Here is a 16,410-nt window from a genome sequence, read left to right as displayed (position 1 = left end):
AATGCCGAGATGGGTGCATTAATTCATGTCAAGTTGTGCCGATCATGGAGAAGGTCGCAGTTGCATGGACCGCAAGTGCGCCCTTGCCGTCCCGCACAAAACCCTCGGTATAGCTGGTCTGGCGTCCTAGCTTGATCACCTTGCCCTCGGCCGAAATCAGCCCGGAACGCACCGACAGGGGGCGCAGATAAGTCAGCTTCAGATCGAGGGTCACCGAGCTTTGTCCGGCCTCCAGCCTGGTCGAGATGGCGCATCCCATGGCCGTATCGAGCAGCGCTGCGGCGGTCGCGCCATGGAGAAGTCCGATGGTGTTTTCGAGATCCTCGCGCGGCTCCAGTTCCATGACGATCCGGCCCGGCTCGACCACGGCCATGGTGAAACCTATCAGCTTGGCGAAGGGCGGCGGCGGCAGGCGGCCGTCACGGATGCCCAGCATGGCATCCATGCCCGACAGGCCCATCGCCGCCCGCGCCACCGGCGCAGGCACCTGCCAGTCCACTACGCGTTCCCGCCTCTGCGCGGGCGAAAACAGGTCGGGTTGATCGTCACCGGTCATGGCAGCCTCTTTAGATGATATTCGTCATACTATGCCACGGACTTCACGCTGGCAACCCGGCCTCCCCGCCGATTGACAAGACGTACGTTTCGGCCCGGAAGTGATCCCGACCGGCGCGCCCCGCGCATGTCCACGAAACCTTTCGAGATCCCACGATGGAAATGCTCAACAATCATTGCGGCGTGACGCGCGATGCGCGCGGCGTCGTTCATGTCGCGATCTGCAACGCCGGCCCGCTCAACATCCTCGGCTCGCCCGTGACCGACGCCGTGCGCGAAGGCCTGCAGCAGCTCGCATCCGACCGCAACATCCGCGTCGTCGTGCTGCGCGGACAGAGCGAGAAGAGCCTGATCGGCGGAGCCGACATCAAGGAGATGGCCGGGCTCGACCAGACATCCGCCGAGGCCTTCATCAGCCGCCTGCGCGATCTCTGCGAGGCGGTGCGCGCCTTCCCTGCCCCGATCATCGCACGCATGCCGGGCTGGTGCCTCGGCGGCGGGCTCGAAGTGGCGGCGGCCTGCGACTTCCGAGTCGCCGCGCATGATGCCCATTTCGGCATGCCCGAGGTGCGTGTCGGCATCCCCTCGGTGATCCATGCCGCGCTGTTGCCGCGCCTGATCGGTTGGGCCCGCGCGCGCTGGCTGGTGATGACGGCGGAGAACATCGATGCAGCCACGGCGCTGGCATGGGGCCTGGTCGACAAGGTCGCTGCGCCCGGCGAACTCGATGCCGAGGTCGAGCATTTAGTGAAGGCCTTGCTCGAATGCGGCCCCGAGGCGCTGCGCTCGCAAAAGGCGCTGCTGCGGCAGTGGGAAGAGCTGCCGCTGACCGAGTCGGTGAATTTGAGCGTGAAAGTGTTCGGCGAATCGTTCCTGACGGACGAGCCGACGCGGCTGATGGGCGCGTTTGTGAACCGGAAGCGGTAGGATGCAGGTTGCCGTGCCCCGGACGCAGCGCAGCGCCCGCTTGGCGGTGCGCTGCTGAGCCGGGGCCCATGCACCGATGAGGTCGGCGCGATCTGGGTCCCGGCTCTGCGTCGCAACGTTGCACGTCGCGCCGCGTCCGGGACACGGACGAGGGAGTGACCAAATCTCATCCGACCCACGACATTTTCTCATCCCAACCGCGGTTGCATTTTTTGCGCCGCATCATATGATGTTCATCATCTTACACGTCATCGCCAGGGAGTTCTCGTCATGGCCGAAGCCGCCGATCCCGTCGTCATCGTCTCCGCCGCACGCACCCCGCTCGGCCGCTTCATGGGCGAGTTGTCGCCGCTCCCGGCCCACAAGCTCGGCTCACACGTAATCGGTGCGGTGCTCGAACGCGCCAAGCTCGCGCCCGAGAAGGTCGACGAGGTCTTCATGGGCTGCGTGCTGCCGGCAGGCCAAGGCCAAGCGCCGGCGCGGCAGGCCGCGCGGAACGCCGGTCTGCCCGATGCGACCGGCGCCACCACCGTCAACAAGGTCTGCGGTTCCGGCATGAAAGCGACCATGCTGGCGCACGACATCATCCGTGCCGGCTCGGCCGACATCGTCGTCTCCGGCGGCATGGAGAGCATGAGCAACGCGCCCTACCTGCTCGCCAAGGCGCGCGGCGGCTATCGCGTCGGCCACGACCGCATCATCGACCACATGATGATGGACGGCCTGGAGGACGCCTACGAGACCGGCCGTTCCATGGGCGATTTCGGCGAAGCTACCGCGGAAGCCTATCAATTCACCCGCAAGGACCAGGACGCCTATGCGATGGAGACGCTCAGCCGCGCCCGCAAGGCCGTCGAGGGCGGCGCGTTCAAGGCCGAGATCGCGCCGATCACGCTGACCGAAAAGGCCGGCCCGCGCGTGATCGCCAATGACGAGCATCCGCTCAAGGTCGACCCCGCCAAGATCCCCGGATTGAAGCCGGCATTCCGCGCCAACGGCACCATCACGCCGGCCGCCTCCTCCGCCAATGCCGACGGCGCCGCCGCGCTGGTGCTGACGAAGCGCGCACTTGCCGACCGGGGCGGCCTGCCTGTTCTTGCCGAGATCAAGGGCCATGCCACCCACAGCCAGGAGCCGCAATGGTTCACCACGGCACCGATCCCGGCGATCCGCAAGCTGCTGGACAAGGTCGGCTGGAGCGCGGGCGACGTCGACCTGTTCGAGATCAACGAGGCCTTTGCCGTGGTGGCGATGGCGGCGCAGCGCGACCTCGGCATTCCCCGCGACAAGCTGAACGTCAATGGCGGCGCCTGCGCGCTGGGCCACCCGATCGGCGCCACCGGCGCGCGGCTGATCGTGACGCTGCTGCATGCGCTGGAGGCCAACAACCTCAAGCGCGGCATCGCCGCACTCTGCATCGGCGGCGGTGAAGCCACGGCCATCGCGGTGGAACGCCGCTGACGCGGACGTCCGGAAACGAGGGAACTCTGTCATTTGCGACAGATACATCCCGTGCCATTCTCTAACTGACGCAGGTCTCTTGCGGCCTGCCCATCCACGTTGAGGCCCAATGATTTCGAACTGGCTCGCGGCAGCACTGTCCCGCCGTAACATTCATTATGGCTGGGTGATGGTCGGCGTGACTTTCCTCACCGCGCTGATCAGCGCCGGCACGGTCGGCGCGCCCGGCGTGTTCATCGTTCCCCTGCAGAAGGAGTTCGGCTGGAGCACGGCGGAGATCTCGTCCGCGCTGTCGATCCGCTTCATCCTGTTCGGACTGATGGCGCCGTTCGCGGCCGCCCTGCTCAACCGCTATGGCCTGCGCAACGTCACGCTGGCCGCCCAGCTGATCGTGGTCTCGGCGCTCGTGCTCTCGCTCGGCATGACGGAGGTCTGGCAGCTCATTGCCCTCTGGGGCGTGGTGATCGGGATCGGGACCGGCATGACGGCCTTGGTGCTCGGCGCGACCATCGCCACGCGCTGGTTCGCGACACGACGCGGCCTCGTGGTCGGCATCATGACCGCAAGCGTTGCCACCGGCCAGCTCGTGTTCCTGCCGCTGCTGGCGAGCCTCACCGAGCGCTACGGCTGGCGTCTCGCACTCGGCCTGGTCTGCATCATGCTCGTTATTTCGTCGCTGGCGGTGCTGCTCGCAATGCGTGACCGGCCGAGCGACGTCGGCCTGCGGCCGTTCGGCGACGAAGGCACCGAACCTTTGCCGGCGCCGCCGGTCAGCCACGGCTCGATCACTGGCGTTGCGCTCGGCACGCTGCGCGATGCCTCGAGGTCGATGGCGTTCTGGATCTTGTTCGCGACCTTCTTCGTCTGCGGCGCCTCCACCAACGGGCTCGTGCAGGTGCACCTGATCCCGATGTGCCTCGATTTCGGCATCCCGCAGGTGCAGGCGGCGAGCCTGCTCGCTGCAATGGGCATCTTCGACTTCTTCGGCACGATCATGTCTGGCTGGCTATCGGACCGCTACGACAATCGCTGGCTCCTGTTCTGGTACTACGGTCTGCGCGGGCTCTCGCTGATCTTCCTCCCCTTCAGCGATTTCTCCTTCTACGGCCTCTCGGTTTTCGCGATGTTCTACGGTCTCGACTGGATCGCGACGGTGCCGCCGACGGTGCGGCTCACCGCGCAGAAGTTCGGGCCCGAGCGCGCCAATCTGGTGTTCGGCTGGATCTTCGCCGGCCATCAGCTCGGCGCGGGCGCCGCGGCGTTTGGCGCAGGCTTCTCGCGGACCGTCTATCAGAGCTACCTGCCCGCCTTCTTCATCGCCGGCGCGCTCTGCGTATTCGCGGCCCTGATCGTGCTGGCGCTGTCGCGGCAGCCGAAGCCGCAAGTGGCGATGGCGTGAGAAGGAACCACGTCTTCTGCCTTCCGGTTTGACAGAAGAAACAGAGCCCCGCAGTGTCGTGAAGGCGGGCCAAATCGTTCCGACATGACCACGCCGCAAAGATGCCTCCTATGCTGTGGCGATGACAGACAGGCCTGGACGGACGCGCAAGCATGCCCTTCGGATTGGCACGGCGGGATGGAACGTGCCGTCCCAGCATGCGGATGCGTTCAAGGCCGAGGGCTCCCACCTTGAGCGCTACGCCTCAGTGCTGAACTGCACCGAGATCAACACGTCGTTCTATCGTCCGCATCGGCGCACGACATATGAGCGATGGAGCGCTGCGGTGCCGGCCGGCTTCCGTTTTGCGGTCAAGGTCCCGCAATCGATCAGCCATGCGCCGGAGCTGAGGTTCGATCGCGCGGACGTCGATCGGTTCTGCGAGGAGATTTCCGGCCTTGGGCAAAAGCTCGGCGTGCTGCTGCTGCAATTGCCTTCGTCGACAATCTTCGCAAGGCGCGGCGCCGGGAAGCTCGTAATAGCGCTGCAGAAAGGGGGGCAGGTGCCGGTGGTTTGCGAGCCACGGCACGCGAGCTGGTTCACCAGGCCGGCCGACGACTGGCTGGCGCAACGAGGCGTCGCGCGGGTGGCCGCGGATCCACCGCGTGCCGCCAATGGCGCTGCGCCCGGCGGCTGGACCGGGCTGGCCTATTTTCGGCTTCACGGTTCACCGAGGGTCTATTATTCCAGCTATGACGCGGCTGCCTTGGCGGCGCTCAAGGTGCGGCTGGCCGGATGCGCGGCGGCCTCGGTCTGGTGCATTTTCGACAACACCGCTTCGGGCGCAGCCATGGCCAATGCCCGCCAGCTGGTTGAAGCCCGATAGCGCCAGACCGTTCGCTCGCGGATTACTCCGTGAAAGTCTTTGAGGATTCTTCGGCATTTGCGCCGGCGTCGTTTGATAATTCGCGCTCGGCTTCTCGCCAGAACTCGTCCTGGCGGCCCTCCGGCTTGCCTGCGAGTTCCCAAAGCTGGTGGGCTCTCACCCGGATGAGCTCCTCGTCAACCTTCGCCATGCGGCTCTCCTGTTGTGCCGAGAAGCAAACGTCGTGCTGCTGCGGACCGTTCCAAGCGGTCAGGCCGACCCAAACTCCCCACACGCGTGGCGCATTGCCGTTAGACTCGGCAGCCTAAACGTGGACAATGGCTGCGGCGCTTCGCGCGCTCAGTACACACAAAGATGTGCCAGAGGAAACAAATGCCGCTCCCGACGTCCCTGCCCACCATCCCGACCGCTCCCGTGACCGAACCATTGCGCGATGCGTTGCGCGCGATCGTCGGCGACAAAGGCCTGATCGAGGACGAGCATGGCAAGCAGCCGTTTGTGACGGATTGGCGGGGATTGCTGGTCGGCAACGCCGGCGCCGTCGTTCGCCCTGGCAGCACCGAGGAGGTCTCGAAAGTGGTCCGGCTCTGCCACGAGCACGGCGTCGCGATCGTGCCGCAGGGCGGCAACACCGGCCTGATGGGCGGGGCGACGCCCTGGCCTGCGCACACCGGCATCGTGCTGTCGCTCGGCCGGATGAACCGCGTGCTGGATGTCGATCCCGTCGGCTATTCGATGACGGTCGAGGCCGGCTGCGTGTTACAGACGCTTCAGGAGACCGCAAGCGAGCACGACCGCTTCCTGCCGCTGAGCCTCGGTGCCCAGGGCTCCTGCATGATCGGCGGCAATCTCTCCACCAACGCCGGCGGCGTGCAGGTGCTGCGCTACGGCAATGCCCGCAATCTCGTGCTGGGGCTCGAGGTCGTGCTGCCGAATGGCGAGGTCTGGGACGGATTGCGCGCGCTCAAGAAGGACAACACCGGCTACGACCTCAAGCACCTGTTCATGGGCGCCGAGGGGACGCTGGGCATCATCACCAAGGCCGTGCTCAAGCTGTGGCCGGCACCGAAGGACGTCTGCACGGCGTGGCTGGCGATCCGCGATCCCCGCGCGGCGCTGGAAATCCTGTCCGAGGCGCACGCGGCATCCGAGGACAATGTCGGCTCCTGCGAGCTGCTCAGCCGGGCGGCCATCGACCTTTCCCTGCGCCACATTCCCGGGACGCAGGATCCGCTGAAGGCGGATACGCCCTGGTACCTGCTGCTGGAATGGTCGTCGGCGCGCCCGCGGCAGGACGGAACCGAGGGCATGTCCGGCAAGATGGAGCAGTTTCTCGCCGATCAACTCGAGGCCGGCCGCGTGCTGGATGCGGCGATCGCGCACACATTCGGTCAATCGCGCAACATGTGGCGCATCCGCGAAGCAATGGCGGAGGCCTCACGCGCCGAGGGACCGGGGATCAGTTTCGACGTGTCGGTGGCGATTTCAGGGATTCCGGAGTTCATCGACAAGGGCCTCAAGGCCGTGCTCGACATTCTCCCGACCATCCGGCCCTATCCGCTCGGCCATATCGGCGACGGCAATCTGCATTTCTCGTTCATGGGACCGAAGGGCATGGACCAGCAGACGCTGAACCAATACGCGCCCGCCATCACGCGCGCCGTGAACGATCTCGTCACCTCCATGGGCGGCTCGATCTCGGCGGAGCACGGCATCGGCATCGACAAGCTCGACGAGCTCAGCCACTACCGCTCCAAGACCGAGCTCGACATCATGCGCACCATCAAACGCGCGCTCGATCCGCACAACATCATGAATCCCGGCAAGGTGCTCCGGCTGTGATCGGCTCGGCGTTCGGCGTTGGCGGGTCGCAAAGATGTTGCGACCCGTCCGCCGTTTTTGGAGCGCTATCCGCTGCCCTCAAGCCACCGAGCCGCCGCGCGGGTTGACAATCGTATACCCTCGCAGCGAACGCGCGTGGATTCGCGTCGCGCGCCCACCCGAGTTGGCGTCATAGGCCATCCAGACGTCGCCTCCGAGGTGCTGTTCAAGGACGAAAACGTGTCCTCGTCGCGCAGCAACCATTCCCGGTGCGGGTGATGTCCTGGGAAAGCGGAGCCAATTGGACGCAAGATTCAATTCCGGCACGATACGTCCGAACACGCGCAGAGCCGCGCCGCAGCCGCAGAACGACGAAGGGCAACCGGCCGGACGGCCACCGACAATGCGAGCGCCGTGGGCACCGGAGACGGCCGCCGGCGTGGTCGTGCTCCCAGCATCAGTCACCGTCAGTTGTGTCGAGCGGTACGCTTGCAGTGTGGACCTGGAAATCAGCGAAGATCTGGAAGCCAGTGAGGGCCTGGCAACCCGCTCGCGTCGCGTCTGCGAATACGAGAAGTCGCAGGGCATGGTGACGTTGCATTCAGGAGCTTGATGAATGCGATAAGGGCGCGCTTCCGAAGCGACAGAACCCAGGGCAACGAAGACGCACGCAGAAAATACTCGCTTGAACATTGCAGGACTCCAAATGAGAGACCCTGCCCCGGGCAAAGAGACCAATAACAGTTTGGCTGAAATGGGCCTAAAGCGCGGCTGAAACTGGCTGCGATCGCGCGCCACGACTGCACGATCTCATAGCCTACACGTAGCGCCTGAGATGATTAACTCGCAGCGCTCGAACGCTCGATCAGCGCGTCAAGCTGGCGGCATGCAACCAAGTCGGACCGCGCGAGGCAAGTATCCATCAGCGCTCCTCCTCCCCGCACTGCCCGGATCGCCAGAACTCGCTGCCGCTCATTGCATCATTGCGGCCGCGATCTTCTCCGCTGACATCAACACCGGAAAGTTGGTGTTGGCGCATGGCACCACCGGGAAGATCGAGGCATCGACGACGCGCAGGCCCTGCACGCCCTTGACGCGGCCCTGATTGTCGACCACCGCCATCGGATCCTCAGTGCGGCCCATGCGGCACGAGCACGAGGCGTGCCAGACGCCGATCGTCGCCTTGCGCACGAAGGCTTCCAGCGCCTCGTCGTCGTTCATCACCTGATCGAAGGTGAAGCCTTCGACGACGAAATTGTCGATCATATAGTGACGCAGCGCCGCCGGCCCGTCCATCAAGGTCGCGGCGATCGTGGTGAGAATCTTGTTCCTGGTGTTGACCACGCCGATCTTGCGGACGCGATCGGTATAGGCGGCCGGAAACGGCTTGTCCGTCACCTTCCTGACCACCTCGCTCATCTGGATCGCCGCCATCTTGCGGAAACCGCTCATCAGGCGATCGAGATCGCGGCGGTCGGACAGCAGGTTGAACTCGACGATCGGCTCTGCCGAGGGATCGCGCGAGGCGAGCTTGACCTGTCCGGTCTCGGAATAGGTCTTGTTGACGAAGGTCAGGAGCGAGCCGATCTGCGCGCCGACGGCGTGCCAGGCCGATTTGCTGATGACGACGACGAACATGTCGCCCTTGGGCACATCAGGCAGCCCGGAGGAGTACCGCAGGCCGAGCTGCATGTGACGCCTGGTGTGCTCGTTCATGCGCGCGCCGCGGCGAACAAACGACGACAGCGAGATCGAGGGATGGTCCATCAGGCGCTGGCCGACGCCCGGCAAGGCCGCCAGCACGGGAATGCCCAGATCCTTGAGGTGACCGACGGGACCGATGCCGGCGCGGAGCAGATGCGCCGGCGAATGGATGGCGCCGCTGGAGAGGATGATCTCGCGCCCGCGGAATTCCTGCTCGCGTCCGTCGACCATCGCCTTCACGCCGACGCAGCGCGTGCCTTCGAACAGCAGCTCTCGCACCTGCGTGTTGGTCGAAATCGCAAGGTTCGCACGCGCGCGGGTGTCGCGATCGAGATACCCCATCGCGGCCGAGACGCGCTGCTCGGCCTGATTGGAATGCGTCACCGGGAAAAAGCCGTCGACGAATTCGCCGTTCTGGTCGGCCACGAATTGATGGCCGGCCTGCTGGAAGGCCTGCGCGAACGCCTCCGAATGCCGCGTCCAGTGCTCGCGCGGGATGCGGCGGACAGGGATCCTTCCGTCCGTGCCGTGATACGGTCCGTCGAAATCGAGGTCGCGCTCCACCTTCTTGAAGAACGGCAGCACGTCAGCCCACGACCACCCCTCGGCGCCGCGCGCCTCCCATTCATCGTAGTCGGTCGGCGCGCCGCGGTTGGCCATCTGCCCGTTGATCGACGAGCCCCCGCCCAGCACGCGCGCCTGCTCGTATTTGCGCAAAGGAGGCCGCGACTCCTCGGGATTGTTGTGGCTGACGACCTGGGTCGTCACCTTGAGCTCGGTCCAGTGAAAGCGCGGATCGAAATAGGCGGTGCCGGGATAGCTGTCCCTGATTTCGGCTGGCTCGTTGCCGGGTGGCGTGTCCTGACCGGCTTCGCAGAGCAGGACCTTGTTGGCGCTCCTGGCGGAGAGCCGGTGGGCCAGCACGGACCCCGCCGAGCCGCCGCCCACGATGATGAAGTCGTACACGATTGGCGCTTCCTCTTGTTCTTGTTGGCGGAGCTTAGCGCGTTATTGTTTTGCCGTGGAAGTGTCTTGGATTGTGTCGATGCCGCACCTCGTGTCTCGGACGCACTGCAACGCTTCAAGCGTTGCGGCGCTGAGCCGGGACCCAGGAAGCTCCAGATTCGCTGTGGCATGGGCCCCGGCTCTGCAGCGCACCGCTGAACTGGACGATGCTTCGCATCGCCAGGGCAGCGGCGCGCTGCGTCGGGGCACGAGCGTCATGACTTGGCACAAGGATGCTACGGCCTGATCGTCATATTCTCCGGCGGCCCCGGCTTTCGCAGCGGCTCCGCGAGCCGGGCAAACTCGCACAGGAGCGATCGCGTCTTCCTGGGATCGATGATCTCCTCGACCCAGAATTTTTCGGCCGAGCGGAACGGCGAGCGGAGCTTGTTGAGCCGCTCCTCGATCTCCTTCAGCTTCGCCGCCTTGTCTTCCGCCGCGTCGATGTCGGCGCGGTAGGCGGCTTCGATTCCGCCTTCGAGCGGCAGCGAGCCCCAATAGGCCGAGGGCCAGGCATAGCGGATCGAGAAGCGGTCGGCCGGCTGGTGCACGACACCGGCGACGCCGAACGCGTTGCGCAGGATCACGGTGCACCAGGGCACGGTGGTCTGGTTCACCGCCGCCATGGCACGCACGCCGTGGCGAATGGTGGCCGCCTTCTCCGCATCGAGGCCGATCATGAAGCCGGGGCAATCCATGAGATAGACGACCGGCAGGTGGAAGGTCTCGGCGAAGTCGACCCAGCGCACCACTTTCTGGCAGGCATCCGCGGTCCAGGATCCGCCATAGTGGAAGCTATCGCTGGCGAGCAGCAGCACCGCCCTGCCCTCGAGCCGCGCGAGGCCGACGATGATCGGCTTGCCGAAGTTTTTTGCGACCTCGAAGAACGAGCCCTTGTCGACGACGGACTCGATGATGGGCCGCATCTTGTAGACCTGCTTGCGGTTGCGCGGCACCGCGTTCATCAGCGCTTCGTCGCTGCGTTCAGGACTGTCCGTGCAGGGCAAGGTCGGCGGCAGCTCGTAGACCGATGACGGCAGGTAGGAGAGGAAGCGCCGCGCGCAGGCGAACGCCTCCTCCTCGGTGTCGACCGCATGATCCACCGCGCCGGCGCGGGTCTGGATGTCGGCGCCGCCGAGCTCCTCCTTGGTAAGGTCCTGCCCCAGCGCCTTCACCACCGGCGGACCCGCGACGAACATCGCGGACTTCCGCGTCATGATGGAATAGTGGCTGGCGGCAAGACGCGCGGCGCCCAGGCCCGCCACCGAGCCGAGGCCGAGCGCGACCACCGGCACGCGCGACAGATTCTCCGTCGTGAAGCGATACCAGCGCGTGCCGCCGATGCCGCCGGGCAGATTGGCCGCGCCCTTGGTCTCGATGGTCTTGACCGAGCCGCCGCCGCCGGAGCCTTCGATGATGCGGACGATGGGCAGCCGGAAATCGTGCGCCATCTCCTCCGCCATCAGCGGCTTGGCCGAGATCGACGCATCCGCCGAGCCGCCGCGCACGGTGAAATCGTCGCCGACCACGACCAATGTGCGGCCGTAGACGCGCGCGCGGCCAAACACGCAATTGGCCGGCGTGAGCTTCTTCAGATCGCCGCTGGAATCGTACTCGCCGATGCCGGAGACGGCACCGATCTCGTGAAAGCTGCCTTTGTCGATCAGCTTGTCGATACGCTCCCGAACAGTCAGCCGGCCCTGGTCATGCTGTCGCTTGACCTTGTCAACGCCGCCCATCTCCCGCGCGAAGGCTTCGCGCCGGGCGAGCTCGTCGAGTTCCGGCTTCCAGTTCATTCACTCCCTCCGAATGGATCGGCTTGTTATTGTTGTGCACGGCCATGGCGACCGGCTTACGCGAGATACGGTTGTTGAAGGCGTCGCCTTCCGCGCCTTCCATCAGGCTGCCGAGCGAGCGGCCAAGCTGGAGCATCAGCGGCGCGACTTCCTCGTGCAGACGCTGCTCGTCATACATCGCCGACAGAAGACCGATCGTGATGACCACGAAGGTCTGGTACTGCGGCGACCAGATCGGCACCGCGAGACCGTTGATGTGCGGGCTCCAGAGGCCGCAGGCGACGACATAGCCGCGCTCGCGCAACATCTGCCGGTTGGCCTCGATGCGGGGCTTGAGAATCTTCGCAGCTTCGGGGGCTTCCCGCTCCATGTCCGCGACGAAGGCATCACCGACTTCCGGCGCGAGCGCCGCGGTGTAGGCCGCGCCCGCGGCGGTCGAGGCCATCGAGATGCGGCTGCCGGTGCCCTCGTGCAAGCCGAGCGCCGTCGCCGAACGCGCGAACTGGAGATAGACGAGATGGAAGCGGTCGGGGACGACGAAGCCGACCGTGCCCGGCAGCTGCTCGGCGACTTCCTGCAGCCGCTGGCGAATCATGCTGCGCAGCTGCGCGCCCTTCATCATCGAAGCACTCATCGCCACCGCGCTCGGGCCGATGCGATACTTCTGGTCGCGCGGGAGATACACGAGCTGGCCCATGCGGGTCAGCGTATGCGTGAGCCGCGATACCGTCGAGCGCGGCAGACCGCAGCGATTTGAAATCTCGAGATTGCCGAGTCGCGCCTCGTGGCCCTCGAAGCATCGCAATACGTCGAACGCGCGCGACACCACCTGGATCACATCACCCTCACCGGCTTCGCCAGCGAGCGCACCTTGCCTGCTCAACCGCTCCGAACGTCGTCCCATGATCCCTACCGTTGTGTTCCGCTGTGCGGAATTAAATTCCACTTGCAGACGACGCTACCTCAGGCATTTTGCGACGACAACAAAAAGGCGATGGCATGCCAGAAATTAAGATCGTCACGGAGGTCGCGGGACGCATCTGCGCAACTCTCGTGCAAGTTGGAGGAACCGTCGCGGATGGCGATGACGTTGTGGTGGTCGAAGCGATGAAGATGGAGATCCCAGTGCCCTCGCCCGCAAACGGCACCATCACATCGCTTCTGGTAAAGGTCGATGACGTCGTTGCGGAGGGACAGGCGATAGCGATCGTCGCGAGCTGAGCGTCTTATCCGGTCTTTTCCGCGACAATGTGTCAGTCGCATTCCCACGCGCGCTGTATGGCGTTGCCATCGCTTGATCGCGGTGACATGATCGGTTTCAAACAAAACGTTGTTTCAAACAAAGAATGAAAATCTTCGCGGCAAAGCGAAGATCATTGGAGGGAAACATGCTTCGTGGGCTGCTCGTGCTCGCGCCTGCTCTGGTGGCGGGCATTTCTTTTGCGTCTACACGCTATTCGTTCGCCGAAGACATCAAGCTGCCGGCGACATTGACCTTCACCGCCTATGACACCGGCACCGCCGGATTCAACATCGCGGTCGGCGTCGGCAAGATGATGAAGGACAAGTACGGCACCGACGTGCGCGTGCTCCCCGCAGGCAACGACGTCGCGCGCCTCGCGCCGCTGCGCGCCAAGCGCGCGGTTTCCGCGGCCATGGGGTCGGGCACCTACTTCGCGCAGGAAGGCGTGTTCGAGTTCGGCTCGAAGGAATGGGGTCCGCAGCCGCTGCAGACTCTGCTCTCGACCGTCGACTGCAATTGCGCCTCGCTTGCGGTGGCCGCCGACACCGGCGTGAAGGAGCTGAAGGACCTCAAGGGCAAGCGCGTCGGCTTCGTGGTCGGCTCACCCGCGCTGAACCAGAACTCGCTCGCGGTGCTCGCCTTCGCCGGGCTGACGCAGAAGGACGTCAAGGCTGTCGAATTCGCCAGCTACGGCGCGATGTGGAAAGGGCTGATCAACAACGACGTCGATGCCGCCTTCGGCACCACCATCACCGGTCCCGCCAAGGAGGCCGAGGCTTCGCCGCGCGGGTTGATCTGGCCGCCGCTGCCCGCCAAGGACAAGGAAGGTTGGGCGCGGATGCAGAAGGTCGGCTCGTTCTTCTTCCCGCAGCTTGCGACTTGCGGTGCCGGCATCTCGCCGGAGAAGCCGATCGAGCTCGGCAATTATCCCTACCCGATCTTCGTCGCCTACGCCTCGCAACCGGCCGACCAGGTCTATGCGATCACCAAGGCGATGATCGTCAACTACGACGCTTATAAGGACTCCGCGCCCGGCGCCGGCGGACTCGCGGCCAACCGCCAGACCAAGAACTGGGTGGTGCCGGTGCATCCCGGCGCGGTGAAGGCGTTGAAAGAGGCCGGCCAATGGAGCGACGCTCAGGAGGCACATAACAACCAGCTGATCAAGCGGCAGGAGGTGCTGGCGGCCGCCTGGGCCGATTACGGCAAGTCCAATCCGCCGTCGGACGACAAGGCGTTCCTCGACGGCTGGACGAAGGCGCGTGCCGCCGCGCTAGCAAAAGCGGGCATGCCGAACGGGTTCGAGGAATAGAGCGAGGTGTTGTTAGGCGTGATCGTTGCCTCGCGAGAAGTGCGCCCCCTCTCCCGCTTGCGGGAGAGGGTTGGGGAGAGGGTGCCTCCGCGGTGGGATTCCCCCAGAGGAGAAAGCCCTCACCCGGCGCTTCGCGCCAACCTCTCCCGCACGCGGGAGAGGTTGAGCGCGCGGCCAGAGCGGTTCAAACAACTGCCGTTTGCCTGATTGCGTTCACCAGCCCACGCGCGGGATCGATGATGTCCTCTTCCACTTCCACCGTCCCGCAAGACGAGCCCAAGCGCGTCGTGTTCGATGATCCCCATGGCGCCGCCGGCAACATGCAGGAAGCGGAAGTCACGCGCGTCCGCACGTTGCGCGGCGCGTGGCGCTGGACGCTGATCGTTGCGACCGCCGCGACGATCCTGCTCTGCATCAACCAGCAATTCTCGCTGCGCTTCTTCGTCGGATACACCCAGCTCAACACGGAATATTTCTATCTCCTGATCGCGTTGATGCTGCCGTTCACGTTCCTGATCTTTCCGGGCACCGGACGCGCGCCGCTCGACCGCGTTCCCTGGTATGACCTCGTCCTGTTCGTCGTGACCTTCGCGGCGGCGCTCATGCTGATGGTTAACGTGCGCAAAGCGGCGGAGGCCGGCTGGGAATTCGGCGGCGCGCCCAACACGGTGATCGCCGCAGGCCTCGTGATGTGGGTGATGCTGATGGAAGCGTTGCGCCGCACCGGCGGCTGGAGCCTGCTCCTCAGCGTTCTGCCCTTCACTGTCTATCCCCTGTTCGCCGAAGCCCGCTGGCTCGGGCCGTTTCGTGGCACGCAATCGACGCTCGAGCAGGCGACCGCCTATCACGTGCTCTCGGGCGAGAGCCTGCTCGGCATCCCCATCCAGGCCTTCGCCGACACCGTGATCGGCTTTTTGGTGTTCGGCACCGCGCTGATGATGACGGGCGCCGGAAAGTTCTTCATCAACCTGGCCTTCGCGTTGTGTGGCACCTTTCGCGGCGGCGCGGCAAAAGTCTGTATCTTTGCCAGCGGCCTGCTCGGCATGATGTCGGGTTCGATCATCTCCAACGTGCTCACCGCCGGCACCATGACCATCCCGGTGATGAAGAAGAGCGGCTTTCGCGCCTCCTATGCCGCCGCGATCGAGGCCTGCGCCTCGACCGGCGCCGTGCTGGCGCCGCCAGTGATGGGTGCGACCGCTTTCGTGATCGCCCAGTTCCTCAACGTCAGCTACGCCGATGTCGCCCTCGCCGCAATCATTCCGGCCGTGCTCTACTACGTCGGCCTCTTCATGCAGGTCGACGCTTACGCGGCGCGCCACAAGCTGAAAGGTATTCCCCGCGCCGAGCTGCCGCGGATCATGGATACGATCAAGGACGGCTGGTACTACGTCTTCGTCATCGCGCTTCTGATCGTGATGCTGCTCTACTTCAAGCGCGAGAGCCACGCGCCGTTCTACGCCACCGCGCTGCTTCTCGTGCTCAACCAGTTCTTCTCGAAGGACACGCGCTGGACATTTGCGACGATCGGCAAGTTCCTGGAGGTCAACGGCCGCACCTTCGTCGAGCTGGTCGGCATCCTCGCCGGCTGCGGCCTGCTGATCGGCGCGTTCTCGATGACGGGCGTGGTGTCGAGCCTTGCCAACGACCTCCTGCACATCGCCGGCGACAATGCCTTCCTGCTGCTCGGCATGTGCGCCCTCACCAGCCTCATTCTCGGCCTTGGGCTGACGACGACGGCCTGCTACATCTTCCTCGCCATCCTGGTCGCGCCTGCGCTGGAGAAGCTCGGGCTCAACCGCATGGCGGTGCACATGTTCATCTTCTATTGGGGCATGCTGTCGTCGATCACCCCGCCGGTCGCGATCGCTTCCTTCGCAGCTGCCGGCATCGCCGGATCGCCGGCCATGAAGACCGGCTGGGAATCGATGTGGGTCGGCAGCATCATCTATTTCCTGCCGTTCTTCTTCGTGCTCAATCCGGCGCTGGTGCTGCAGGGTTCGAGCCCATACCTCGCCGGGCTCGGCCTGATGGGCCTCGCCGCCTTCGGTACGCTGTTCATCTGCGGCGGCATCCAGGGCTACCAGCCTTTCGTCGGGGACTTGCGCGGCACAGGCAGCCTGGAATGGCCCATTCGCGTGCTGCTGGTGATCGGCGGCTTCGTGGTGGCGACCCCCGGCGGCGGCATCATGCCGCTGTCGCAGATGCAGGTGACGCTGCTCGGCCTTGGCATCCTGCTGCCGACGATCCTGATCGCGCTTCTCCTGGTCCGGCGCCCGCCTGTGATGCCGGACGGGTTGCGCGTACCCTGATTGCGTTGCA

The 16,410-nt window shown here is 65.0% G+C and carries 14 protein-coding genes; 8 read left to right on the top strand and 6 right to left on the bottom strand.

Annotated elements, in window-relative coordinates; translation table 11 throughout:
* Positions 1-28 precede the first annotated feature (28 nt).
* Positions 29-556: a PaaI family thioesterase gene (locus I6F12_RS07445; RefSeq protein ID WP_036022513.1), complete on the bottom strand. Its 528-nt coding sequence runs from the start codon at positions 554-556 to the stop codon at positions 29-31.
* 155 nt (positions 557-711) lie between these two features.
* Here I6F12_RS07445 and I6F12_RS07440 point away from each other — a divergent pair, with 155 nt between their 5' ends.
* From I6F12_RS07440 to I6F12_RS07425, 4 genes are all read left to right on the top strand, one after another.
* The gene (locus tag I6F12_RS07440; protein WP_225125777.1) at positions 712-1,482 is read left to right on the top strand and encodes an enoyl-CoA hydratase; all 771 of its coding nucleotides are present in this window, start codon (positions 712-714) and stop codon (positions 1,480-1,482) included.
* A 270-nt stretch (positions 1,483-1,752) separates the two neighbouring features.
* Complete coding sequence (locus I6F12_RS07435; protein WP_225155878.1) at positions 1,753-2,943, top strand: acetyl-CoA C-acyltransferase; 1,191 nt, start codon at positions 1,753-1,755, stop codon at positions 2,941-2,943.
* A 109-nt stretch (positions 2,944-3,052) separates the two neighbouring features.
* Positions 3,053-4,342 carry an MFS transporter gene (locus tag I6F12_RS07430; protein ID WP_225155877.1) on the top strand — a complete coding sequence of 430 codons (1,290 nt, stop codon included), beginning with the start codon at positions 3,053-3,055 and terminating at the stop codon, positions 4,340-4,342.
* A gap of 121 nt (positions 4,343-4,463) precedes the next feature.
* Positions 4,464-5,207: a DUF72 domain-containing protein gene (locus tag I6F12_RS07425; protein ID WP_051056846.1), complete on the top strand. Its 744-nt coding sequence runs from the start codon at positions 4,464-4,466 to the stop codon at positions 5,205-5,207.
* A gap of 22 nt (positions 5,208-5,229) precedes the next feature.
* On the opposite strand, the gene I6F12_RS07420 is transcribed toward I6F12_RS07425, so the two are convergent.
* The gene (locus I6F12_RS07420; protein WP_081494475.1) at positions 5,230-5,397 is read right to left on the bottom strand and encodes a DUF2934 domain-containing protein; all 168 of its coding nucleotides are present in this window, start codon (positions 5,395-5,397) and stop codon (positions 5,230-5,232) included.
* Positions 5,398-5,579: 182 nt separating this feature from the next.
* Between I6F12_RS07420 and I6F12_RS07415 the strand changes: the two genes are divergently transcribed.
* Entirely contained in the window at positions 5,580-7,049 is a 1,470-nt protein-coding gene (locus tag I6F12_RS07415) for an FAD-binding oxidoreductase (protein ID WP_225141517.1), read from the top strand.
* A 78-nt stretch (positions 7,050-7,127) separates the two neighbouring features.
* Here I6F12_RS07415 and I6F12_RS07410 read toward each other — a convergent pair whose 3' ends face one another.
* The 4 genes from I6F12_RS07410 to I6F12_RS07395 form a co-directional block, all read right to left on the bottom strand.
* Positions 7,128-7,721 carry a hypothetical protein gene (locus tag I6F12_RS07410; RefSeq protein ID WP_085974346.1) on the bottom strand — a complete coding sequence of 198 codons (594 nt, stop codon included), beginning with the start codon at positions 7,719-7,721 and terminating at the stop codon, positions 7,128-7,130.
* A 279-nt stretch (positions 7,722-8,000) separates the two neighbouring features.
* Positions 8,001-9,698, bottom strand: a complete 1,698-nt coding sequence (locus tag I6F12_RS07405) for a GMC oxidoreductase (RefSeq protein WP_225155876.1) — start codon at positions 9,696-9,698, stop codon at positions 8,001-8,003.
* A gap of 275 nt (positions 9,699-9,973) precedes the next feature.
* Entirely contained in the window at positions 9,974-11,533 is a 1,560-nt protein-coding gene (locus I6F12_RS07400) for a carboxyl transferase domain-containing protein (protein ID WP_225155875.1), read from the bottom strand.
* Entirely contained in the window at positions 11,463-12,437 is a 975-nt protein-coding gene (locus I6F12_RS07395) for a helix-turn-helix domain-containing protein (protein ID WP_225124252.1), read from the bottom strand. Before I6F12_RS07395 ends, I6F12_RS07400 begins: the two co-directional genes overlap by 71 nt.
* A 95-nt stretch (positions 12,438-12,532) precedes the next feature.
* On the opposite strand from I6F12_RS07395, the gene I6F12_RS07390 reads away from it, so the two are divergent.
* The 3 genes from I6F12_RS07390 to I6F12_RS07380 all read left to right on the top strand — a co-directional run bounded on the left by I6F12_RS07390 (position 12,533) and on the right by I6F12_RS07380 (position 16,400).
* The gene (locus I6F12_RS07390; RefSeq protein WP_225155874.1) at positions 12,533-12,754 is read left to right on the top strand and encodes an acetyl-CoA carboxylase biotin carboxyl carrier protein subunit; all 222 of its coding nucleotides are present in this window, start codon (positions 12,533-12,535) and stop codon (positions 12,752-12,754) included.
* A gap of 167 nt (positions 12,755-12,921) precedes the next feature.
* Entirely contained in the window at positions 12,922-14,088 is a 1,167-nt protein-coding gene (locus tag I6F12_RS07385; protein ID WP_225112202.1) for a TAXI family TRAP transporter solute-binding subunit, read from the top strand.
* 236 nt (positions 14,089-14,324) lie between these two features.
* On the top strand, positions 14,325-16,400 hold the full coding sequence (locus tag I6F12_RS07380; RefSeq protein ID WP_225155873.1) for a TRAP transporter permease: 2,076 nt from the start codon (positions 14,325-14,327) through the stop codon (positions 16,398-16,400).
* The last annotated feature ends 10 nt before the right edge of the window (positions 16,401-16,410 follow it).

The sequence above is a fragment of the Bradyrhizobium sp. IC4059 genome (assembly GCF_020193615.1).
Classification (GTDB): domain Bacteria; phylum Pseudomonadota; class Alphaproteobacteria; order Rhizobiales; family Xanthobacteraceae; genus Bradyrhizobium; species Bradyrhizobium yuanmingense.
This window is presented reverse-complemented; position numbering and strand designations above follow the sequence as displayed.